This is a genomic window from Pseudarthrobacter sp. RHLT3-21, assembly GCF_059383495.1.
The window spans coordinates 85599-106079 of sequence record NZ_JBWZCI010000002.1; the positions used below are offsets into that span (position 1 = coordinate 85599).

The following is a 20481-nucleotide window of genomic DNA, read 5'->3' on the forward strand; positions in this document are numbered from 1 at the left end:
TCACTGATCGTTCGCCGCCAGCGTCCTCGGGCGGTTACACCAGCTTCCATCGCATGAACGAGTTTTGACAAACAGTATTGCCGTTATGGCAAACTGTGGGGTATGACAAATGACCTAGACGATGTTCTCGGGGCGGTCGGCCCCCGGCTTCGTGCACTCCGAACGGAACGGACCCTCACCCTAGGAGAAGTGTCCTCCGCATCCGGAGTATCGGTCAGCACCCTATCCCGCCTTGAATCCGGCCAACGCAGGCCAAACCTCGAAATCCTGCTGCCCCTGGCGAGGTTGTACGGTGTTCCCCTCGATGATCTGGTCGGCGCCCCGCCCACCGGGGATCCGAGAATTCACCTCCGGCCCATCACCCATGGCGGCATGACGGCTGTTCCGCTCACGCGCCGCCCGGGTGGCTTACAGGCCTTCAAGATGGTACTCGCCGGTGATACCCGCGGGGCAGAGCCCGACGCGCGCGTTCACGAAGGCTACGAATGGCTTTACATCCTCAACGGACGACTGCGTCTGGTGCTGGGCGACAAGGACTTTGAACTTCGCCCTGGCGAAGCCGCGGAATTCGACACCCACACACCGCACTGGTTCGCCAGCGCCGACGGCAGACCCGTCGAGTTCATCAGTCTGTTTGGACAGCAGGGCGAGCGGATGCACGTACGAGCGCGGCCCAAGCCCTCTTAGCCGAAGAAGTCCGAGGGGTTCAGTCCTTGATACCTGCCCGGCAAACGTCGGCGAATCGATCGATGACCCTGCCGACTCGGTGGACCGCCGACTCTTCAACGTCCTCGGTATGACTGCAGAACTTGAAGCGGGCCTTTGTTATCCGATTGAGAACACTCGAAGGCATGGCAATTGCGAATAGCAAAAGGCAAGTTCCGTGCAAACCAACCCGATCTCAGACCCGCCAGGACGCGGCACCTCCGCGTCGTTCACGCGGCCTGCGCACACACCCAAAACGAGTCGGCAGAACTGTTCGACGTTTCCCGTGCCACCGTTTACCGGGAGTTCCAACCCGCGCCTACCGCCTGACGAGGTGCGTAGCAATCATTCTCGCGCCAACTTCAAGGAGACATCGCCGACGGCTACACGAACCACGAGATCAAATGCCGCATCGGTGCTGAAGTCATGGCGATGGGCGTTAATCAAGAGCATCAGAGTCCATGCGGTGCGTTGTTACAGTCGATCAGCGGGTGGACCCGGGCCACCGATTGTGCCTTCATCGCTAATTGCGGATGGGCTTCCACGCCCATGACCATTGCTGTACTTTCGCTGCTAACTGACAGGCGCCACGACGTCCTCCAGCATCAACCTGTCGAAAAAACGGACCTCGCCAGTTGCCTCGAAGAACACCGGAACAACTGATGTACTCGGGTCCTTGGACGTTTCGTAGATGTCAGGTCCGCTTCCATGCTTCCGGGCAATTGTTCCAACCTGCTCTGTACCGCGAACCCGGACGGTTCGATATTTGTAGCTCATCTTGACCCCTTCGTCGGCTAGGGCAACCCTACTCCTGAGAAGTATTCGCACGACCCATACGAGCAGCCGAGACCCCGGTGTCGCCAACCCCAAGAGTCTGCCCCCTGTTCACGAGACTCCTCGTGAACCTGGCGCACGATATCGGTCAACGCTCGATGCAGCCCTCCTTGAGGACTAATCCTGAACGATGACGATAGCCGATCGAAGTCCCGAACTATCCTGCAGCTCCAAAGAAGGCCGGCCGAAACCACGGAACTTTGGTCAGGCACCTTTCCGGTGGGCGAACAGGACGGCCACCAACCAAGAGGCCCGCGAAGGGCGCCACAAGTGAACAGTTTGTGCACAGTCAGAGGCCCACAAGCCCCTGAACAGGGAAGACGCGTGCCCGAGGTGGGACTCGAACGGGACTCCAGCCCTTGCAAACACTGGGAAGTCCCGAATACATCGCCAATCCGGCCCAGTCCGGAACCAGTACGGCCCGATCCGAGGCCCAGGGTGTGCACATTGTGCACACCCCTTTTTCCCACCTTTTAGACCTCGCTGTACGGGCAAGACGGCTGCCGTCGCGGATCGCTCCGCGTCGCTTCGTCAGGCGATCTGGATTCGTTCGTCGCCGAGTTCAACCTCGACACGAAGCCGGCCGCCGAGCGCCTCGACGTATTTCCGCAAAGTATCGACCTGGGCACGATCAATGTCACCGTGCTCGATGCGGGACACCCTGTTCTGGCTGACATGCAGGCGCCCAGCCAGCTCGACCTGCGTCAGCTCAGAGGCCTCGCGGAGCTCCCGAAGCCGGTAGGCCCGGACCTCATCGACCATGCGCTTCTTGTGGGCATTCACAGCTGCCCGGTCACCCGGACGCTTGGCCAGTAGTTCCTCTATGGACTTCGCCACTATGCCCCTCCTTTCAGAATCCTCAGATGATCATCGAACAGGTCATCAGCAACCGGAATGTTCGTCTTGTACCACTTGCTCCAGTTGCCCGTCTTGTCCCCCGCGACAAGCAAGATCGCCCGCCGCTCCGGATCAAAGGCAAACAGGATTCGCAGATCCGACCGCCCGCTCGATCCCGGCCGCAGCTCCTTCATGTTCTTATGCCGTGAACGAACCACTGTGTCGACCAATGGACGACCAAGTTGAGGTCCGCGCTCGGCGAGAAGCTCTAATGCAGCAACAATCTGTTCATAAGAGTCTTGGTCAAGACCTAACAGCCACGGCTCAACTAGTCCCACGTCAACATTCCACATCGAGTCCATCATACAACTCAGGCGTTCTACAACTCAAGTACTATATTGCGTGCGGCCACTTGTTGGACGTGCAGGAGGGACGAGCCGTCACACCCATGACGGTTGTGGCCAGGCAGTGCGTCGCAGAGAAGAAGACCTGGCAAGGCGATGATGTCGTCGTATTCGAGGCGAGAACTCAGGCATCCTCAAGGCGCTTCAGCAGCCCGGCGTCGTGGCTCATAACGAAGTCCAGGCCCGCGCTGATTTCTTGCCTGTGCCGGTGACGCTGGACGTCCGAACCGGCAACTTGACCAAGAAGCGCCGACTTGGAGGTGCGCGCCTTGGCAGCAGGCTCACCCGGACGGCGGTCACCGTCTTCTGAAACACTCAGGTTCATGTCCATGTTCGATGATACTAAGCGGTATCAGGTAGTTCACTGGCGTGAGACGTATCCGGCTGCCCGAGGGTGACCTCTCGAGAATACGGTTCCGAAGTGTTATGGCAACGCAGACACCGCCGCCTACGGTCCTGGGGACGATGTCATCTACTTTTGAGCTTGCGCGGATCGGGGAACCCGAGCGAGACGTACCCTGGCGCCCGTTTGTTCAGGGATGCTGCCAGTACGGGTGTCGATTCGTCGTAGTAGTCGTGAACAGTCGCCACAGTTTTCCCCGGGTATGGCCGGATTACCCGGCCGACGTACTGGACCAATCTGCCTTTGAACGACGCAGGCGATGCAAGGAACAGGGTATCCAGTTTGGGGCAGTCAAAGCCTTCTCCAATGTATGAGCCGGTGCCCAAGACCAGCAGAGGCTGCGCATCATCGGTGGTGGCAAGAAGCTCGACGGCGGCCTGTCGTTCCTTGGCTTTCATCGCTCCAGTGAAAGCCACCGGCTTCGGACCAGCCGCCTCGAACCGGGACCTCAGGGACTCAAGATGGGCTTTCCACGTAGTCAGTACAAGGATTCGGGAGTTCTGTTCGTAAGCTTCAATGACGTCGTCGTAAATTTGCTTTAGGCGTTCCTCATTGGCGATCAAGTCCTTGTGGATGGCAGAGATCCCGCCCGGTTCGCTGGGGTCTGCGGCGCCGTCGTACGCGTATGAGGTCCGGTGCAGTTCCAAAGTCAGCGTCGGTTCGGCAATCTCGCGTGCATGCGTTGGCAGCTGCTGCGGAACAGCTAGGGAAATCGTGTGTGAGATTTGGCCGAGCTGGTGGTAGATCAGCGAGTCCAACTTGTCCCGCCGGTACGGTGTGGCCGTCAGCCCCAGCCAGTACCGGGCATGGATCTGGTTCATGACGTGGGTGAACGCTGCCGCCGGGACGTGGTGACATTCGTCCACGATGACGAAACCGTAGCCGGCGGTCAGCTCGGCAACATTTTCCCGCCGTGCCAGCGTAGGCAAAAGCGCGACATCGACCCGACCCGTCGTCTTGGCACGGCCACCTCCGATTTGGCCGCACTGCTCGTCCAAGAACTCACGGATGCGGCTGCGCCATTGCTCCGCCAAGGCTTGCGGTCAACCAGAATGAGCGTTGAGACGCCACGAAGTGCCATCGCAGCACACGCCATAACGGTCTTTCCGGTACCGGGCGGGGCCACCAGGACTCCGCGCTCGGCGGCAGTGGCGGCGTCCACGGCATCTTGTTGTTCCGCCCGCAGGCGGGCCGAGCACTCGAAGCTGTGGGCAGTGCCTTCCGACCGTTGATCATCAATGCGCAGCGAGCTGCCAGTCGATTCGACCAGTTGCTTCAAGAAGGGCAACAACCCACGCGGCAGGATGAGATCGCCGTCAAGCGTTTCGTCGTAGTTGCGCAGGTATCGGAGAATATTCCAGGTGGATCGCCTCTGGCGTTGGCGTTCATAGAACTCAGGGTTCGGCATGGAAGCGGCGTGCTTGACGGCTGAGATCATGGCTGGTCCAAGGTCTGCTGCCTTGATAGTAAGGCGTGATGCGAATGCGACTCGGACGATCAGAGCGGGGCGTGGAACGATCTTGGACGATAGCGGCAGTTCGAGCCGGCGAACCTCTTGTCCCAACTTGACGGCAGGCAGCCTTCGGACATGGGTACGAACTTCCCGCTCCGAAAGCCGATCCCGGCTGGACAGGTACGCCCATTGGTCCTCATATGGTTCGAGGGTCGTAGTGTCGAGGAACAACGTAGTGCCGTGCTGGCGGCGCTTGCCGTTCAGCGGCGCAGCAATCAGGTTACCCATGCCTTTGCCCGAATGAACGTCCTGGGCAGGAAAAAGCCTGTCATAGCTGGCCAGACTCATGCTGCCACGCAATGCCATCGCCTCGTGGATGAGACCGGTGCCGAGCTGGCGTGCAACGGACGCCGGTATGGCTGTGCTGAAGAAGATCCACACATGGGCGCCACGTCCTAATTGGGATACTTCCAACGCTGCAGGAATTCCCCGAAAGCGAGCAGCCTTAACGTACGCCAACGCATCCAGCATTGCGGCGCCTCCGTCAAAGTCCGCCGCCACCCACCAACAGGTGTCCTGTTCAGTCAAGGGATAGAGGCCAATGTGCTGCACCCCGCGCAAATGATCCGCAACAACGAACGGAGTGAGCGGCAGGAAATTGGCGCCCGCGATGTTCGCGCCCTTGCGCCAACCACCGGCGACCGCAGGAACCCAGCCGGAGCTACCGTCCCGCGAGTTTTCCCACCGGACTGCGTAGACATCCCTGCGCGCCCTGAACAGGTCCTGGAACAGACGGATTTTCGCTTCCGGAGACGATTCCATGGTTACCGGACCATGGTGCAACACCGCAGGAATTACAGCCTGGGCCAGGTGTGCTGCCTTTGATTCCACTTCCGTGAGTTCCAAGAGTTTCCGCAGCCTGGCATTATCGAGGCGCAATTCGTCGAGCTCACGTCTCAGCGCCCTATCTGCCGCGTCGGAAAGGCCCGGCAACGCATTTTGACCACCAGCTTCAGGAGTGTCTTCAATCACGGTTCCATTGTGGTCGGCATAAGCCACCACGCCGAAACCAGAAGAATGTCATCCAACTAGCACGAAAGTAAGAACCAATCCGAAGCCCAGGGTGTGCACATTGTGCACAGCCGGCTTGGCCTCTCTTGGCAACTCCGAAAAAGCCGCCCCGCGCGGTGTCATGACACCACGTAGACTTGGCTGTGAAGGTCAAACCCTCTGATAGTCAGGAGCGCGCCATGTCGGCAGGGACGCCACGGCACACCATCCGCGTCAGTGATGACCTGTGGAACGAAGCCCACCGCAAAGCAGCTTGGGAAGGTACGTCCGTGTCCGAACTCATCCGCACCCGGCTCCGCGACTATGTCTTGACCCCGGTCGCGCACCGCCACACCATCGCGGACTCCCTCGTGTACCTGGTCCCGGACGTTTTCGAAGACCTTCAAGGCCCCGCCACCGGATCCGTGGAACTCCCGCTCCACCTGGACTGGGGACCAGAAAGAACCTACAACGTGGACGACGACGGCAGCTGCTCAGTTTTGTACCAACTCACCCTTCAAAATTCTGGGTCCATCGAGGAAATCTGCCGCATCGTCCAGGCAGAACGGCTGACCGCCCTGTGGCCGACAATGATCCTGCCCGCACGGTGCAGGCAGCTCTGGGAAACATCCCTCCCCGAACTCCCCGCCTACCACGAAGCGAAAGAGCACCCCTCGTGGACCACTCTCAGCGCGTAGCAGCAAAGCTCGCCCTTACTGTCCTGGCAGATGATGGCTTCATCCTCGCCGGCGGCCAAGCCCTGATTGAACACGGCATCACCCAGCGCCCCTCGGAGGACATCGACCTCTTCGCCCTGCACCGCCGCCACACACCGGCAACCTTCGCCGCATCGGTACAGAAGATGACAGACGCGCTCGAAGACTCCGGATACACAGTCGAGATCACCCGACAGTACGACGAGTTCGCCTAGCGTCACCGTAGGACATGACGAGGAAGCCGTCGTCATCGATCTTGGCCTGGACTGGTGGGAGAACTCACCCGCCATCATCGATATCGGACCGATACTCTCCCTGAAGGACTCGGTAGCATCCAAGCTGCTCGCCGTCTACGGCCGGGGGTACGCCCGCGACTACCTCGACGCCTACTCCATCATCACCAGCAGACGCTTCACACACCAGGAGCTCATCAGGCTCTGCCAACGTCGAGACCCGAACCTGGACCTGCCAATGTTCGCGTCATCCATCGCCAGGCACCGGGCCCTCCCAACCACAGAATTCACCAAATACGGCCTGCCGCCCCGTGAACTCCCCACGCTCAGTTCCACGCTCCTAAGCTTCGCCGAGACAATTCACAAAGCCACCCAAAACCCCAGCGCAGCCCATAACGCCACCGACCTCATCGGGCCGGGAAACGCAGGACCCGGCCCGGAACTGCTCTAGCCATGGCCGATTCCTGCTGCCAGCGCGCGGATGAACCCGGGTGATTCTTCAAGCTGATCCATGCCTGACCTGTCAGGTTTCACCCCGCACCCGGACGGTTGCTGATCGGCCACTCTGCCTTCGGCGTCAAAGACGCCCTGATCAAACGCTTCGCCCCCCAGCCCACCGGACGGCCGCGATCTGGGCAACCATGCCTGGGCCCGCACCCGCTTCGACGTCATCCTCGCATCCGCAGAGGTCTAAAGTTGCCCGAGGGACGGGGTGTGCACATTGTGCACACCCCGTTTAAGCCAGCAGCCGGGTGTGGACACCGTCCACACCCCTTTGGACGGACATTCGGCCCCAACGCATCCCTTCGCGTCGACAGAAAGACGGGAACCGAGGAGAAAAATCCTCAAGAAATTTCCCTCTAGTCATGTCCTCATCACAGCGCCGGGACATGAACAAGTGAAGGCCAACCACGGCCAGTGTCAGAGGGACCCGCGGAGGGTCAAATGTACACACATAAAAAGCAAAACCCCCTCTGAGGCGAATTCCAGGGGTCGATGCAACACCCGAGGTCAGTTGGCTATCAGTAAATCACGAAGTGACTCGGCCGGGGTTTTCCAGCCGAGTGTTTTGCGGGGGCGGGCGTTGAGTTCCTGTGCGACGTGTTCGAGGTCCTCGGGGCCGTAGGAGTTCAGGTCCGTGCCTTTAGGGAAGTACTGGCGCAGCAGCCCGTTGGTGTTCTCGTTGGATCCGCGCTGCCAGGGGCTGGCCGGGTCGCAGAAGTAGACGTCCATGTCGGTGGCGATGCTGAACGCCTTGTGCTTGGCCATTTCGACGCCTTGGTCCCAGGTCAGGGATCCTCGCAAATGCGCTGGCAGGGTCCCCATGGTCATGATCAGTCCGTCACGGACCGATTCGGCGGTGTGGTCCACCGGCAGGTGCACCAGCATCACGTAGCGGGTAGTGCGCTCGACCAGCGTCGCAATGGCCGACTGGTTGTGCGCTCCGGTAATGAGGTCGCCCTCCCAGTGGCCCGGGATCGCGCGGTCCTGGACCTCTGCGGGGCGTTCGGAAATGTTGATCATAGGGTCCCCGAAGCGACTGGTGCGTTCCTCAGGGCTTTTGTGCTTTTTGCGGCGTGTCCTTCCGCTGCGCAGGGCCTCTTTGACCTCGCGTTTGAGTCCGCCGCGGGCTTGGAAGTAGAGGGATTGGTAGATCGTTTCGGGGCTCACGCGCATCTGCTCGTCATCGGGGAATTCCTTGATCAACAGGTTTGAGATCTGCTCCGGGGACCATCGGATGCGCAGCTTTTCCGCCACGTAGTTGCGCAGCTTCCCGGGTTTTGCCAGCTTACTGTCCTTGGGCCGTGCGCGGGCCGTGGTGGCGGTGCGTTGGGCGCCGTAGGGCTGGTAGCCGAGCACCGGGTGGCTGTTGCGTTTGATCTCCCGGCTGATGGTGCCCACCGATCGGCCTAATGCCCTGCCGACTGCCTGCATTGAGGTTCCCTGGGAACGCAGGTCTGCGATCTTCTCCCGCTCAGGCAGGGACAGGTAACGGGCGCTGACGGGCTGCTCCAGGGCCTCCAAAGCCACCGCCCGTGGTGGCAGTGCTGGCACCGGCTCCGGCGGGGCCTCCGGCGCCGCAACAGGGGCAGATGGTTCGGCTAAAGCAGTAATCACTTCCTGTTTATACGGCACTTCCGGGGCTCTGGAGCCAACGGCGCGGTCCTTGGCCGCATCCCGCTCGTTCTCCCACAGGTACCCGCTTTTGCGGCTCGCACCGGCGGTGGCAGCGGCTTCCATCCGGCCGATGCCCGCTTCGCGCAACCGTAGGAATTCGGCGCGTTTCCCCACGCCTGGATGGATTGACCCGATTCCGGCATGACGGGCCCAACTCACGCACTGCGATCTCGCCAGACCGAGCTCCCGGGCGGCCACGCTGACGCTGCCCACACGAGCGAGGACGGCGAAGAACTCGTCCTTCTGCTCTGGGGTGGCAGACTGTTTGGCCACCGGATTTGTGCGGGGTTTGCGGGTGACGGCGCCAGCCTTGTAGGCCCAATGGAAGCATGTTTGGACGTTGATGCCCATGGTCTTGGCCGCGAGGCTCACACTCCCCAACCGGTCCAGCAAGACGAAGAACTTGTCCTTCTCAGCTTGGGGGTATATCTGGCCCGATTTCCTGCCGGAAGGTCCCGCCCAGGCCCGGCAGGTACTGAGGTTGAATCCCAATTCCCGGGCGGCCAGCGGAATGCTTCCCAGACGCTCCAATGCCAAGAAGAAATCCGCCCGATCGGACGACGAGTAGCTCCGATAAGGACGCTTCCGGGCCGGCGTGCCGGACGAAACAGGCTTCTTCCTCTGGGGTGATTTTTCCGTTAAGGAAGAATTATTCATCAATGGTGTTTCCAAGGTGTTGCAACTCCCGGTTTTCAGGGGGTGTTGCAACGATCGCTAGAACTCGCCTGACGAGGGGGAATGCGTGCCCCAGGTGGGACTCGAACTGCATTCCAGCCACTGCAAACACTGGCAAGTCCCGGAAACATCCGGCCCGATCCGACCCCTATGCGACATGATCCGAGGCCCGAAGTGTGGACATTGTCCACACCCCCAAATCTGTCCTTCAAGCTTTCCAACCACCGACCGCACCTCACATGGAAGAGGTGCGGTTCTTCGTTGTGTTCACAAAGAGTCCGAGGCTCCAGCCGGACCTGAGCCATCGGACGGCGGGCACGCCCGCCGGCAACGGCTCCTGCCCACAAAACCCGGCCGGCATCCAATCTCTCCACAGCGACTGCACCTCCCTTCGGCAATCTCATATCCGCTCGGCCGAGACTCACATGACCGATCAGAAACGTCCATGATGCTGGCCCCGTACAAACCGAATGAACGGCAGCTAACCGCCGGACCCCCGCCTCAGAATGCTTATGTCACCATTCGGTGACATAATGGACGGTAGAAGGGATGCCATGTTACCGGAAACAACTATCGAGACCCCCGCCGCTGCGGGTGCCCTTATCCGCGCGCGGCGCACAGCCTACGGGCTGTCTCAGCAGACCCTAGCCGACATGGCCGGCGTGTCACGGAAGTTCCTCATTGATCTGGAAGCAGGCCACGAGCGAGCCGAACTCGGCAAAACCCTGGCCGTCCTGACCGCCCTAGGCCTGTCCCTGGCCGCCACGGATCCCATCCCCCGCGGCAGCGACCACGACCCGGCACGGCGCGACTAGGCGACAACCTTCGCCCGGCTCATCGCCGAACGCGACTTTGAGTTCGCAATCAAAATGCTCGCCGACTACGCCACCGCATCCCTGACCACTGGCAGGCCGCTGCTCCAGCGCAGCCCCCGCCTCAAGGACCCGCACTGGTCAGCGGCCCTCGCCGGCATCACCAACTACACCGCCCACCGCCTCGGCCAACCAGCGCCACCATGGACACGCCGCATCAAACCCCTCAGCGAGGCGTGGATGCCAGCCGAGTCCTTCCGGAGCATCCGGGCACCCATGAAGGAACTCACCCGCGCTGAAACGCCACCGGAACTCGCCGCCCTTAACGTCCTTATCCGCGAACGTAGCCTGGCCACCACATGACCGGCGGAGAACTCACCGCCGCACAAATCCGTGCCCTCCTCCATGAACGCGGCCAGCGTCTGCAGGCAGCCGGCGCCCACGGCGACGTCAAGCTCGTCGGCGGTGCCGCCCTCATCCTCCAGGGCATCGGCCACCGCCCCACCGCAGACATCGACGCCAGCTACGCCCACCCACACACCATCCACGCCGTCGTCGCCGAAATGGCCGCGGACTATGACCTCGCGCCCGACTGGCTCAACACCAACGCGTCAGCCTTCGTCCCCGACAACGCCACCTGGGTCAAACTCGAACAACTCGACGGACTCACCATCCAGGCCGCAGACACCGAAACGCTGGCCATGAAAATCGCCGCCGAACGCGACAAAGACACCCTCGACATCGCCCGGCTCCTTCGCAAGCTCAACATCACCAACGCCAACGACGCCGTCGACCTCGCCTACGGCAAGTACGGGCGCAACACTCCATCGCTCTCGCAGCCGGGCGGGACAACTACCTCATCGTCGTGGACGATGCCCTTGACGCGGCCGCCACCCTCTAGCCCGAAGACTGATCCGCCCCTTTACCGAGCAGTAAGCGTCCAGACACCCTCTCGTGGGCTCTGTTAACAGGCTCCGCAGGCCTACGCTCACCACGCCGCCACAGAAACGAGCGTGCACGTGATCGCTCCTGGCATTGAGTGACGGCGACATCTGCCAGCCCTGCGCGGATCAGGCTTAGCGAATCCCGCTGTCAACAACCAGCATGATGTGAACGGGCAGGTCCGAGATGACCACAAGCTCGGTAGCCGTCGAAGCGTAACCGCCGATGTTGGTCGCTCTGAGCACATAACGACCGTCAGGCAGCGTCAGATGGAAGGCACCGGTGCTATCGGTTTGTGTTGAGCCCCCGACGGCATCCCCGTCCAAGGCCACAACCGCGGCCCCCGATACGGGGCGCGGTGGACACTCCTGACCAATACGTTCGACGGGACAGACCGGGGCGGTCAGGACGAACCCGGTAACAACCCCGGAATGCCCCGTGACCGGACCGCTTGGACTGGTGCACCCGCACAACCACAGGAGTGCGGCTAATAAGGCCCAGACGGAACACTTCACTTCACTCACCAACATTCCAGCACAACATCACGATCCTTGCCCGCCGCTGGCTTACGGCGGCGGTCCGTTGGCCTGGACCGGACAACGTGGCCGACAGGCGGCTCAACAATTGATGCACAACACCGAGTATCCACCCACCGTAGCTGGGCCGGTGTCGCTTCCCGCAGGCTCGTACAACCCGCTCGCCTCAGTTGACGACATCCACTCTTCCGCGAAGCGATTCATCCGCGCTGGTAAGGAAGGGAGCGACGCCGTCACCAACCGCCGCGCGTCGGCGCATGTCCTTTTCGGGCATCGTCGGGCATTGCCATTTCGGCCCGCAGGCCCAGGAGTCGGATCGGACGGCCCGCTTCGATTCCGGCTGCGAGATCCAAGGCCCGCACGAGGATTTCGTTCCGGTCGAATGTCTCGGGAATCTTCCTCGCGTGGGTCTTCGTGAAAAACGGCGCGTACCGGACCTTCAGAGTCAGCCCAACCACGGGCCGTCCCTCCGCCACAACATCCTCAAGGACACGCGCTGTCAGCTCCCTCACAGCGTCGTCCACCTGGGCGGGCTCGGTCAGATCCCGCTGGAAGGTGGTCTCCCGGCTATGCCCGCGGGCAACCCGCGGGGTGTCATCCACAACGCTGGCGCCGTCCCCGCGTCCGAGCTCCGCGTACCAAGGACCCATCCTGGGGCCGAACCCCGGGACCAGGTCTTGGGGGTCGGACGCGGCGAGCCCGGCGACCGTGTTGATCCCGAGTTTGGCCAGCCGGCCCGACACCTTGGTCCCGACGCCCCACAGGTCCTTGGTGGGCCGACTGCCCATGACATCGAGCCAGTTCCCGGCAGTGAGACGGAAGACGCCGGCCGGCTTACCGAAACCGGTGGCGACCTTGGCCCGGACCAAGGTGTCGCCGATGCCCACGCTGCAATGCAGCTGCGTTCGCTCCAGGACAGCGGCCTGCACCTGCCGGGCGTAGGCTTCCGGATTCTCCGTCTCAATGCCTACAAAGGCTTCATCCCAACCCAGCACCTGCACGGTGGCGCCGGGCTGCGCGCGCAGGGTAGCCATCACCGTTTCAGACGCCGCGAGGTAAGCCTCCTGATCGACGGGCAGGATCACAGCGTCAGGCACTTTCCGGGCCGCAATGCGTAAGGGCATTCCGGAACCCACACCGAACGCCCTGGCTTCGTAGGATGCGGTCGACACCACAGCCCGTTCCGTGGGGTCGCCCCGACCGCCCACAATGATCGGCTTGCCCGCAAGCTCCGGCCGCCGGAGCACTTCGACCGCCGCGATGAACTGATCGAGATCGACGTGCAGCACCCACCGGATTCCGCTCACTCCACCAGTCTGCCCTAAACATCCCATGCAAGCACCGGGTCTCCACCGAGCTTGGCCGCCGAGCCTGCGGCCTCCTGACCCTCTTTGAAACCGGCAGCCAACGATGCTGAACTAAGTTCACGCCTGTGAGCCAATCGGCTGTGTAGGCCGCCGAAGCGTCCCACGCGAGGATGACTGTCCCGCCTCAATTGTCCTGAAGCGAGCCGCACCGAAAACTCGGCGTTGCCACAACGTGGATGAGACAGAATGACGGAATGAGGCTTGTTGTCCCTTCCACGAACAAAGTCAGGAACCGGCCACGTTTCTGTCTCACGTTTGCGGAACTTTGCGCCCGGCCCGGGGATACACAATTTCGGCGGCTGAGCTCGCCGACACGCGTAACCCTGCGCGCCGGCCTCACGCCTGTCCGCCCGGCCAAAGAGAACGGCGGCCCGCCAACCCAATTGATACCGCAAGGATCTCTCTTCCTAGGAGACTTTGGCATGCAATAGTCTGGGCACGCCAGCCTGCGGCCGAAGGTGAGGAACGCGGGAAAGCAGGACACAACGCGCTTAGAAGGGACTAACCGTGCTGATCTGCGCAACTTGCGCCGTCGAACGCGATGAACCTACCCCGGGGGTCTGCCCAATCTGCGCCGATGAGCGGCAGTATGTGCCCGAGGATGGACAAAAGTGGCTCACACTGGACGGGCTGGCGCAGCAGGGCCTGCAGACATTGTTGAAGGAGAACGAGCCGGGACTTATCGGGATCAAGACCGAGCCAAAAGTCGGGATCGGCCAGACCGCTCAGCTTGTGGTGACACACGAGGGTTCGCTGCTGTGGGACCCGGTCGGATATGTCGATGACAGTGCTGTGAAGGCAGCGCTCGAGCGAGGCCCGGTCCTAGCAATCGCCGCTAGCCATCCACACATGTTTGGTGTGCAGGTCGAATGGTCGCATCGGCTCGGTGGCGTCCCTGTACTTGTGGCGGACGCAGACCGGCAATGGCTGGGGCGCGTTGATCCGATGATCAAATACTGGTCCGGCAGTCAAACTATCGCCGAAGGGTTGACGCTACACCAGACCGGGGGGCACTTCCCGGGCAGCGCGGTGGTGCACTGGGCTGCAGGAGCGGGCGGCAGAGGAGTTCTGCTGACCGGTGACAGCGTGTATCCGAATCCAGACCGTCGCTCCGTCGCCTTCATGCGCAGCTACCCGAATCATTTGCCGCTATCCGGAGCGGTGGCGTTGCGAATCGCCGCGCAACTGGGAGAGCTCAAATTCGACCGGATCTACGGCAACCTCAACAATGTAATCGCGTCCGGAGCCAAGGCCATTCTGCACGATTCCGCCCAACGGCACGCTGCTTGGGCGCGAGGAGACTTCGACCATTTGACCTGAACCCCCTTTCCCCCTTTAGCGATAGTTGGGATCGAGTAGGGGTTCATCCTCGGTCGACGATTACTCCGAGCATCGCCCACCGTGCGAGCCTACAGCGGCTGTTATGTCTTGTTGATGGCTGAGCGGGCCTCTCACCGGGACGGTCAACCCGCCGGCGCCGCTGGCGGAAGGGACGAGTCCGCTGGCCGAACCGGCCGAACGGTTACGGACGCGATATCCAGGCACGCGGTGTCCTCGTGCCTGAGCTAAGCGACTTTTTTGAACTGTCCCAGGCGGCGTGAACCCGCCGCTGCCCCCGCCATCCCGGGATTCCGCATGTCCCAACAGTGACAACATCATCAACAGTGGGTCGATTCCGTCGCTTTGAAGAATGTCGCGAAGTTCTTGCGTGGCGTCCCGGACGGCGGCGGCACCACCTCGGGGTTGTCCGACCTGACCCGCCGGGAGGCCGCAAAATGTTGCACCGATAGACAATATTCTTCGCGTTGGGCCCCAGCGAACCGCTGAGAGGCGCGGGCAGCGACACGCTGGCACGGCTCGTCAAACACCGGGAAGACTGTCTGACCCACTCGACAGGGCCGCCCCCTTCGCTCCATCCAACCCAAATGCGCAAACCGGGAAGATAGGCCCGTCGGGCGCATTCGGAGCCACACGCCTGAGGCAGCGGCCTCAACCCCAGCATAGCTTCGTACGTCCTGTCGCTGCCCGGCTTGATTCTTGTTGTGTTAGGCGATTAGGGCATGCAGATCGACGGCGAAGAACGCGACGAGCGGCCAGAGAAGTATCGCAGCCAGACCTTCCAAAACATTGCCCGGGATATTCCAGGCCACGAGGTAGCCGTGAGTGCCGGCAACCAGCAGTCCGATGACCAGATAGATCACCCCGATGAGACCTGTTCCGCGTCCGCCCAATCTGCGTCTGCCAAATCCGCGCATCATCGCTTCTCTCCCAATGTGGGGTGGGAGCTAAAGTATATTCCGCGCAGTCGGCTTTGGGTATGGACAGTGGCGACACCTCACGTCTGGTGCATGAACTCGCCGACGAGCCCACGCAGCGGTCGTTAGTGCGGTGACGGATGTTCGAAGGGCCGTGTCTTAGCATTGGGCGTATGAAGGTTGGTAAGGTCCGGGACGCTCAGGGCGGAAACTGCTATGACCGGTGACAGGGACCGGGACGCTTCAAGGCGCCCGCGACAGGCCCGGCCACGTGACGCTCTTGGGCGGCCGCTTCCGTACGGAAGCATTGGCGTCGAACCGGTCTCGGAGAAGCCGCTGCCGCCGGCGCAGACTTTGGTCTCGGCCCGGAGCCTGGTGGAAGCTGGCCGGCCCTTCGCCGCCCATGAGGTACTCGAGGCCCGCTGGAAAGCTGGGCCAGCCGAAGAACGCAACCTTTGGCAAGGTCTCGCCCAAATCTGCGTCGGGCTCACCCACGCCGCCCGGGGTAACAGCGTTGGCGCGCTCCGGCTTTTCGAGCGCGGCGCGGCCCGACTCGAGGAGTACGGTTCCGGCGAAGGGCCGACCTACGGGCTCGACTTGTCCGCCGTTGTGAATTGCGCACGCGATCGGATGCACACCGGCCCCTGAGCTGGCGACCAACACCCTCGCGGCAGGCCTGTGCGCGCTCCCTGCCTGACCCGTCTCCGGTCCAGTTCGTCGTCGCCGGCTCAGACCGGGCCTGTTTGAGCGTGGGCTCCCGTGAGAAAATAGGCGTGTTGCACACCGCCGCATTTGCGCGCGCTGGCGCTGAGGATCGGGAAATGACGAAAGAGCTGAAGGACACCGCGAACGCGGTCGAGGAGTCGTCGAATTCCAGGGCTCTTGTGATCGCCGCCAGGGCGGGTTTTGTCGTCAGCGGCGTGTTGCACGTTCTGACCGGGTCAGTCGCCATCCAGGTGGCCTCCGGCAAGGCGGGACAGGCGGACCAGGGTGGTGCCGTCGCCCAACTCGCCGGCCAGCCCGGCGGGTTGCTGCTGCTGTGGACCGGATTCGCCGCCTGTGTGGCTCTGGCGCTCTGGCAAACCGGTAACGCCGTGTTCGCCTACGGTCAGCTGGAAGCCAAGAAGAAGGTGGGGAAGAAACTTTCCGCCGCAGGCAAGGCGGTAGTGTTCGCCGTCATCCCGCTGACGTTCGCTGCCTCAGCAAGCGGAAACAGCAAGAACAGCGGACAATCCACCAGCGATTTCACGGTCTCAATCATGAAAGCACCCGGGGGTGCGTTCCTGCTGATCGCCATCGGAGCCGCGGTCGCCGTCGTCGGCATTATCTTCGTGGTCCTCGGATGCAAAGCATCGTTCAGGAAGGATCTGCGGCTGCCGTCCTCGGGCACCGGCCGGTCCGTTGTGACGGGGCTGGGTGTGGTCGGCTACGTAGCTGAGGGCATCGCACTGTTTCTGGTGGGATTGCTGGTCATCATTGCCACCGTTAACGCCCACCCTCAGGAGTCCACCGGCCTGGATGGCGGATTGAAGGCCCTGCGCGAGCAGCCATACGGGGTATATATGCTGACCGCCGTCGGCGCCGGTCTGATCTGTTACGGCCTTTACCTGATGGTAAAGGCCAAAGTCGCGCGGATGTAAGCCGCCCGCCGCCGCAGCCGGCTGCTGCTCCACTGACTTGGGGGGACGGCCGGCCCGGCCGGGAGCCGCCAGGAGCGCGTCGGCAGGCGAAGGGGCAGCGCAGCGGGAAGGTCAGCAGACCTCACCGGTGCCGATCTGCGCGAAGCGGACTTGATCCGTGCCGATCGTTCGGAAGCCTCTGCTCACACCCCGCTCCAGATCCATGGTCCGCAGACGATTCCACGACAAAACGGCCCCACGCTCATCTGGTCATGTCGAAAACTGTGTACCCGGTGATGATCAGGTATGAGTGATCACCCACAGCAAGAACGGCAACGCAAAAAAGGCCCCCGTCCCGCACAAACCGCCCGCTGTGGACGCCTCTGGCGCAGTCCACGCAATCTATGGCGGGCGTCCCGCCTAAGCATTCGGGTAGGCGGCCCGGACGTGACGCATAACAAGAAGGGCCGAAGAACCGACCCGAAAGTCATGTCACACAGAACTCGTGCCTGCATGAACTCGTGACAGCAAAAGCAGGCAAGGACGAAGCCACCCACGAGAAGCGGCATCACCCGTACACGGGTGTGGACAATGTACACACCACCTTTGGACGGACAAACGGCGCCAACCTCTCCCCCAGGCTCACAGGAAGGATCGAATCGAGACGAAAAATATCCAAGAAACTTCGCTCAGGTCATGTCAACACCACAACCCACGCCATGAATAGGTACAAGACAAACCACGCCCACCACAAGTAGTGAGAAAGGAGACCCGAATGACCCCACATCCCAGCAGGCGGAGGACCCACCAGCCACGACCCTGAGCCCGCCACCCACAAAACTTCATAGGCCGCCGCGGCGCCAGGCCAAGCCGAGGAACAGCGTCAGAGGGACCCTTACAGGGTCAATGTCCACACGTTAAAGCAAAAGACCCCTCTGACGAGGGGTCATGCTGTGCCCGAGGTGGGACTCGAACCCACACACCTTTCGATACCGCATTTTGAGTGCGGCGCGTCTGCCAATTCCGCCACTCGGGCGCGGAATACGTTGTGCAAACCGGTACGCCCACAGCTGATTGTGAGCAACGCGATCGCTTCACGTACGCGGAATTACTCTACATGCAGATAGGCTGAATTCCAGAATCGCGCCGCTGACGCCGCAAAAGACCATGCAGATCACAGTACGGCCGCGGGCGCACCTAAGATGGTGATGTTTCCGCCGTACCTTTCCAAGGAGATCCCGTGACTGAACAAACGGAGTCAAAGCCCACGTCCCAGCCGGCGCGCCGCGTCATTGTGGCCGAGGATGAAACCCTCATCCGGCTCGACATCATCGAGATCCTGCGCGGCGAAGGCTATGACGTGGTGGGCGAAGCAGACAACGGCGAGAAGGCCGTGCAGCTCGCCGAGGAACTCAAGCCGGACCTCGTCCTGATGGACGTCAAGATGCCCATCATGGATGGCATCACCGCAGCCGAGAAGATCGTCAAGGCCCGCATCGCCCCCGTAGTCCTTTTGACGGCTTTCAGCCAGAAGGAACTCGTGGAGCGCGCCCGCGACGCCGGCGCCATGGCCTACGTGGTCAAGCCCTTCACCCCGGCCGACCTCATCCCGGCCCTGGAAATTGCGCTCTCCCGCCATGAGGAAATCAAGGCCCTTGAAAGCGAAGTGTCGGACCTGCAGGAGCAGTTCGCCACCCGCAAGCTCGTCGAGCGCGCCAAGAGCCTGCTGACCACCAAGATGGGCCTGACGGAGCCGGAAGCATTCCGCTGGATCCAGAAGACCTCCATGGATCGCCGCCTCAGCATGCGCGAGGTTGCCGAGACCATCATCAACCAGGTCAACTAAGCCACTAAGCACTTAAAAGGAAGGACCCCTGCCAGCTGGCAGGGGTCCTTCCTTTTAGGTTGCTATGCCGTCGGCCAGGGGCCGAGCTTCTCCCTGGGAGCACCTTCGCCGGCGTCGCCCAGGCTGCCGGCGTCTGCAAAGTCGCCCACCCTGTGCGCCTTCAGCGAGTTGGTGGAACCGGCCTTTCCGGGAGGGGACCCGGCGGCAATGATGACCAGGTCACCGTCTTCGACGAGTTTCATTTCGAGCAGGCTGCGGTCAACCTGTGCGGTCATCTCGTCGGTGTGGCCCACCATGGGGACCAGCACCGGCTGGATGCCCCAGGTCAGTGCCAGCTGGTTCCACACGTGCTCCACCGGAGTGAAAGCGAACACCGGCCGGATGGGACGCAGGCGTGACAGGCGGCGCGCCGAGTCACCGGACTGGGTGAAAGTACAGATGTACTTTGCTTCCAGCTGGTCGGCGATTTCGACGGCGGCACGGGTGATGGCGCCGCCACGGGTCTTGGGCTTGGTGCCCAGCGGCGGAACGCGTTCCAGGCCGTGGACCTCGGTGGATTCAATGATCCTGGCCATGACCTTGACGGTTTCGATCGGGTATTTGCCCACGCTGGTCTCGCCGGAGAGCATAACGGCGTCTGCACCGTCGAGCACGGCGTTGGCGCAGTCGGAGGCCTCTGCACGGGTGGGGCGCGGGTTGTCGATCATGGATTCGAGGACCTGCGTGGCCACGATGACCGGCTTCGCCCAGCGGCGAGCCAGTTCAATGGCGCGCTTCTGCACGATCGGCACTTCCTCCAGCGGAAGTTCCACACCGAGGTCGCCACGGGCCACCATGATGGCGTCGAAGGCGTCGATGATCTCGTGGAGCTGCTCCACTGCCTGCGGCTTTTCGATCTTGGCGATGACCGGCACACGTCGGCCTTCTTCGTCCATGATCTCGTGCACACGGGTGATGTCGGAGGCGTCACGCACGAACGACAAGGCAACCAGGTCTACGCCGCGGCGCATGGCCCAGCGGAGATCGTCCTCGTCCTTTTCGCTCAGCGCCGGGACGTTGACCGCAACGCCGGGTAGGTTGATGCCCTTGTTGTTGGACACCATCCCGCCGACGGTTACCACGGTAACCACCTTGACGTCGTCGACCTCGATCGCCCGCAGGGCCACCTTGCCGTCGTCGATCAGGAGGGCATCCCCCACGTTGACGTCCTCGGTGAGGCTCTTCAGCGTGGTGGAGCAGATCTCCTTGGTGCCCGGAACGTCTTCGGTGGTGATCGTGAAGACGTCACCCTCGGCCAGGGCGTGGGGGCCGTCCACAAAGCGCCCAAGACGGATCTTGGGGCCCTGCAGGTCAGCCATGATTGCCACAGGCTTGCTCAGCTGGGCTGCTGCCTTGCGGACATTCCCGTAGGTGTTGTCGTGCACGGCGTAGTCACCGTGACTCATGTTCATCCGGGCAACATCCACACCGGCTTCCAACACCGCGAGCGTGTTCTCGAAGCTGGCAATTGCCGGGCCGAAAGTGGCCACAATCTTAGCGCGTCTCATATACCTACCCTAGTAGTGTCCTGCATTGGTTAAGTTGTTGTGGAGGTTAATCCGCGGCGAACTGACAGG

General features: G+C 62.0%; 21 protein-coding genes, 1 tRNA gene and 1 pseudogene. 12 read left to right on the top strand and 11 right to left on the bottom strand.

Annotated elements, in window-relative coordinates; genetic code table 11:
* Window positions 1–102 precede the first annotated feature (102 nt).
* Window positions 103–687: a helix-turn-helix domain-containing protein gene (locus tag AC50YA_RS03105; RefSeq protein ID WP_494980910.1), complete on the top strand. Its 585-nt coding sequence runs from the start codon at window positions 103–105 to the stop codon at window positions 685–687.
* A 1383-nt stretch (window positions 688–2070) separates the two neighbouring features.
* Here the strand turns inward: AC50YA_RS03105 and AC50YA_RS03110 are convergent.
* From AC50YA_RS03110 to AC50YA_RS03130, 5 genes are all read right to left on the bottom strand, one after another.
* A complete protein-coding gene (locus AC50YA_RS03110) occupies window positions 2071–2376 on the bottom strand; it encodes a helix-turn-helix domain-containing protein (protein WP_494980911.1) in 306 nt (101 codons plus the stop codon).
* Window positions 2376–2729 (bottom strand): type II toxin-antitoxin system RelE/ParE family toxin, encoded by a 354-nt coding sequence (locus AC50YA_RS03115; RefSeq protein ID WP_494980912.1) that lies wholly within the window; start codon window positions 2727–2729, stop codon window positions 2376–2378. The genes AC50YA_RS03110 and AC50YA_RS03115 overlap by 1 nt, the downstream gene beginning before the upstream one ends.
* A 175-nt stretch (window positions 2730–2904) precedes the next feature.
* Window positions 2905–3111, bottom strand: a complete 207-nt coding sequence (locus AC50YA_RS03120) for a hypothetical protein (RefSeq protein WP_494980913.1) — start codon at window positions 3109–3111, stop codon at window positions 2905–2907.
* Between the two features lie 137 nt (window positions 3112–3248).
* The gene (locus AC50YA_RS03125) at window positions 3249–4181 is read right to left on the bottom strand and encodes a DEAD/DEAH box helicase (RefSeq protein WP_494980914.1); all 933 of its coding nucleotides are present in this window, start codon (window positions 4179–4181) and stop codon (window positions 3249–3251) included.
* A complete protein-coding gene (locus AC50YA_RS03130) occupies window positions 4073–5668 on the bottom strand; it encodes a TOTE conflict system archaeo-eukaryotic primase domain-containing protein (protein WP_494980915.1) in 1596 nt (531 codons plus the stop codon). The genes AC50YA_RS03125 and AC50YA_RS03130 overlap by 109 nt, the downstream gene beginning before the upstream one ends.
* Window positions 5669–5886: 218 nt before the next feature.
* Between AC50YA_RS03130 and AC50YA_RS03135 the strand changes: the two genes are divergently transcribed.
* The 3 genes from AC50YA_RS03135 (at window position 5887) to AC50YA_RS03145 (ending at window position 7086) form a co-directional block, all read left to right on the top strand.
* Complete coding sequence (locus AC50YA_RS03135) at window positions 5887–6384, top strand: hypothetical protein (RefSeq protein WP_494980916.1); 498 nt, start codon at window positions 5887–5889, stop codon at window positions 6382–6384.
* A complete protein-coding gene (locus tag AC50YA_RS03140) occupies window positions 6363–6617 on the top strand; it encodes a nucleotidyl transferase AbiEii/AbiGii toxin family protein (RefSeq protein ID WP_494980917.1) in 255 nt (84 codons plus the stop codon). The genes AC50YA_RS03135 and AC50YA_RS03140 overlap by 22 nt, the downstream gene beginning before the upstream one ends.
* A gap of 256 nt (window positions 6618–6873) precedes the next feature.
* Complete coding sequence (locus AC50YA_RS03145; RefSeq protein WP_494980918.1) at window positions 6874–7086, top strand: hypothetical protein; 213 nt, start codon at window positions 6874–6876, stop codon at window positions 7084–7086.
* A 560-nt stretch (window positions 7087–7646) separates the two neighbouring features.
* Here AC50YA_RS03145 and AC50YA_RS03150 read toward each other — a convergent pair.
* Window positions 7647–8885, bottom strand: a complete 1239-nt coding sequence (locus tag AC50YA_RS03150) for an IS30 family transposase (RefSeq protein WP_494981089.1) — start codon at window positions 8883–8885, stop codon at window positions 7647–7649.
* A gap of 1157 nt (window positions 8886–10042) precedes the next feature.
* Between AC50YA_RS03150 and AC50YA_RS03155 the strand changes: the two genes are divergently transcribed.
* Genes AC50YA_RS03155 through AC50YA_RS03165 form a run of 3 tightly spaced genes read left to right on the top strand, consistent with a single transcriptional unit; the run spans window position 10043 to window position 11268 of the window.
* Window positions 10043–10303: a helix-turn-helix transcriptional regulator gene (locus tag AC50YA_RS03155; protein ID WP_494980919.1), complete on the top strand. Its 261-nt coding sequence runs from the start codon at window positions 10043–10045 to the stop codon at window positions 10301–10303.
* A gap of 54 nt (window positions 10304–10357) precedes the next feature.
* Window positions 10358–10663 (top strand): hypothetical protein, encoded by a 306-nt coding sequence (locus tag AC50YA_RS03160; RefSeq protein WP_494980920.1) that lies wholly within the window; start codon window positions 10358–10360, stop codon window positions 10661–10663.
* Window positions 10660–11268: a DUF6036 family nucleotidyltransferase gene (locus AC50YA_RS03165; protein ID WP_494980921.1), complete on the top strand. Its 609-nt coding sequence runs from the start codon at window positions 10660–10662 to the stop codon at window positions 11266–11268. The genes AC50YA_RS03160 and AC50YA_RS03165 overlap by 4 nt, the downstream gene beginning before the upstream one ends.
* A 108-nt stretch (window positions 11269–11376) precedes the next feature.
* Here AC50YA_RS03165 and AC50YA_RS03170 read toward each other — a convergent pair whose 3' ends face one another.
* Together AC50YA_RS03170 and AC50YA_RS03175 are read right to left on the bottom strand one after the other, a co-directional pair.
* Window positions 11377–11772 carry a carboxypeptidase-like regulatory domain-containing protein gene (locus AC50YA_RS03170; protein ID WP_494980922.1) on the bottom strand — a complete coding sequence of 132 codons (396 nt, stop codon included), beginning with the start codon at window positions 11770–11772 and terminating at the stop codon, window positions 11377–11379.
* 239 nt (window positions 11773–12011) lie between these two features.
* The gene (locus AC50YA_RS03175; protein WP_494980923.1) at window positions 12012–13112 is read right to left on the bottom strand and encodes a DNA polymerase IV; all 1101 of its coding nucleotides are present in this window, start codon (window positions 13110–13112) and stop codon (window positions 12012–12014) included.
* 540 nt (window positions 13113–13652) lie between these two features.
* Here AC50YA_RS03175 and AC50YA_RS03180 point away from each other — a divergent pair.
* Complete coding sequence (locus AC50YA_RS03180) at window positions 13653–14465, top strand: MBL fold metallo-hydrolase (RefSeq protein ID WP_494980924.1); 813 nt, start codon at window positions 13653–13655, stop codon at window positions 14463–14465.
* A 725-nt stretch (window positions 14466–15190) separates the two neighbouring features.
* Here AC50YA_RS03180 and AC50YA_RS03185 read toward each other — a convergent pair.
* The gene (locus tag AC50YA_RS03185) at window positions 15191–15403 is read right to left on the bottom strand and encodes a hypothetical protein (RefSeq protein ID WP_494980925.1); all 213 of its coding nucleotides are present in this window, start codon (window positions 15401–15403) and stop codon (window positions 15191–15193) included.
* A gap of 213 nt (window positions 15404–15616) precedes the next feature.
* Here AC50YA_RS03185 and AC50YA_RS03190 point away from each other — a divergent pair, with 213 nt between their 5' ends.
* The 3 genes and pseudogenes from AC50YA_RS03190 to AC50YA_RS03200 form a co-directional block, all read left to right on the top strand.
* Window positions 15617–16048: a DUF309 domain-containing protein gene (locus tag AC50YA_RS03190; protein ID WP_494980926.1), complete on the top strand. Its 432-nt coding sequence runs from the start codon at window positions 15617–15619 to the stop codon at window positions 16046–16048.
* A 173-nt stretch (window positions 16049–16221) separates the two neighbouring features.
* The gene (locus tag AC50YA_RS03195) at window positions 16222–17040 is read left to right on the top strand and encodes a DUF1206 domain-containing protein (protein WP_494980927.1); all 819 of its coding nucleotides are present in this window, start codon (window positions 16222–16224) and stop codon (window positions 17038–17040) included.
* Window positions 17041–17157: 117 nt separating this feature from the next.
* A pseudogene (locus tag AC50YA_RS03200) lies at window positions 17158–17316 on the top strand (hypothetical protein); the annotation flags it as partial.
* Between the two features lie 657 nt (window positions 17317–17973).
* Here AC50YA_RS03200 and AC50YA_RS03205 read toward each other — a convergent pair.
* A tRNA-Leu gene (locus AC50YA_RS03205) sits at window positions 17974–18055 on the bottom strand.
* Between the two features lie 204 nt (window positions 18056–18259).
* On the opposite strand from AC50YA_RS03205, the gene AC50YA_RS03210 reads away from it, so the two are divergent.
* Complete coding sequence (locus tag AC50YA_RS03210) at window positions 18260–18865, top strand: ANTAR domain-containing response regulator (protein ID WP_056345656.1); 606 nt, start codon at window positions 18260–18262, stop codon at window positions 18863–18865.
* A gap of 62 nt (window positions 18866–18927) precedes the next feature.
* Here AC50YA_RS03210 and pyk read toward each other — a convergent pair whose 3' ends face one another.
* On the bottom strand, window positions 18928–20412 hold the full coding sequence (gene pyk, locus AC50YA_RS03215; protein ID WP_494980928.1) for a pyruvate kinase: 1485 nt from the start codon (window positions 20410–20412) through the stop codon (window positions 18928–18930).
* Window positions 20413–20481: the final 69 nt, after the last annotated feature.

What these genes read in the sequence shown, in the direction of transcription:
- AC50YA_RS03105 (WP_494980910.1), top strand. Translation starts at nt 103, where the DNA reads ATGACAAATGACCTAGACGATGTTCTCGGGGCGGTCGGCCCCCGGCTT.
- AC50YA_RS03115 (WP_494980912.1), bottom strand. Translation starts at nt 2,729, where the DNA reads ATGTGGAATGTTGACGTGGGACTAGTTGAGCCGTGGCTGTTAGGTCTT.
- AC50YA_RS03120 (WP_494980913.1), bottom strand. Translation starts at nt 3,111, where the DNA reads ATGGACATGAACCTGAGTGTTTCAGAAGACGGTGACCGCCGTCCGGGT.
- AC50YA_RS03135 (WP_494980916.1), top strand. Translation starts at nt 5,887, where the DNA reads ATGTCGGCAGGGACGCCACGGCACACCATCCGCGTCAGTGATGACCTG.
- AC50YA_RS03145 (WP_494980918.1), top strand. Translation starts at nt 6,874, where the DNA reads ATGTTCGCGTCATCCATCGCCAGGCACCGGGCCCTCCCAACCACAGAA.
- AC50YA_RS03155 (WP_494980919.1), top strand. Translation starts at nt 10,043, where the DNA reads ATGTTACCGGAAACAACTATCGAGACCCCCGCCGCTGCGGGTGCCCTT.
- AC50YA_RS03160 (WP_494980920.1), top strand. Translation starts at nt 10,358, where the DNA reads ATGCTCGCCGACTACGCCACCGCATCCCTGACCACTGGCAGGCCGCTG.
- AC50YA_RS03165 (WP_494980921.1), top strand. Translation starts at nt 10,660, where the DNA reads ATGACCGGCGGAGAACTCACCGCCGCACAAATCCGTGCCCTCCTCCAT.
- AC50YA_RS03170 (WP_494980922.1), bottom strand. Translation starts at nt 11,772, where the DNA reads ATGTTGGTGAGTGAAGTGAAGTGTTCCGTCTGGGCCTTATTAGCCGCA.
- AC50YA_RS03175 (WP_494980923.1), bottom strand. Translation starts at nt 13,112, where the DNA reads ATGGGATGTTTAGGGCAGACTGGTGGAGTGAGCGGAATCCGGTGGGTG.
- AC50YA_RS03185 (WP_494980925.1), bottom strand. Translation starts at nt 15,403, where the DNA reads ATGATGCGCGGATTTGGCAGACGCAGATTGGGCGGACGCGGAACAGGT.
- AC50YA_RS03190 (WP_494980926.1), top strand. Translation starts at nt 15,617, where the DNA reads ATGACCGGTGACAGGGACCGGGACGCTTCAAGGCGCCCGCGACAGGCC.
- AC50YA_RS03195 (WP_494980927.1), top strand. Translation starts at nt 16,222, where the DNA reads ATGACGAAAGAGCTGAAGGACACCGCGAACGCGGTCGAGGAGTCGTCG.
- pyk (WP_494980928.1), bottom strand. Translation starts at nt 20,412, where the DNA reads ATGAGACGCGCTAAGATTGTGGCCACTTTCGGCCCGGCAATTGCCAGC.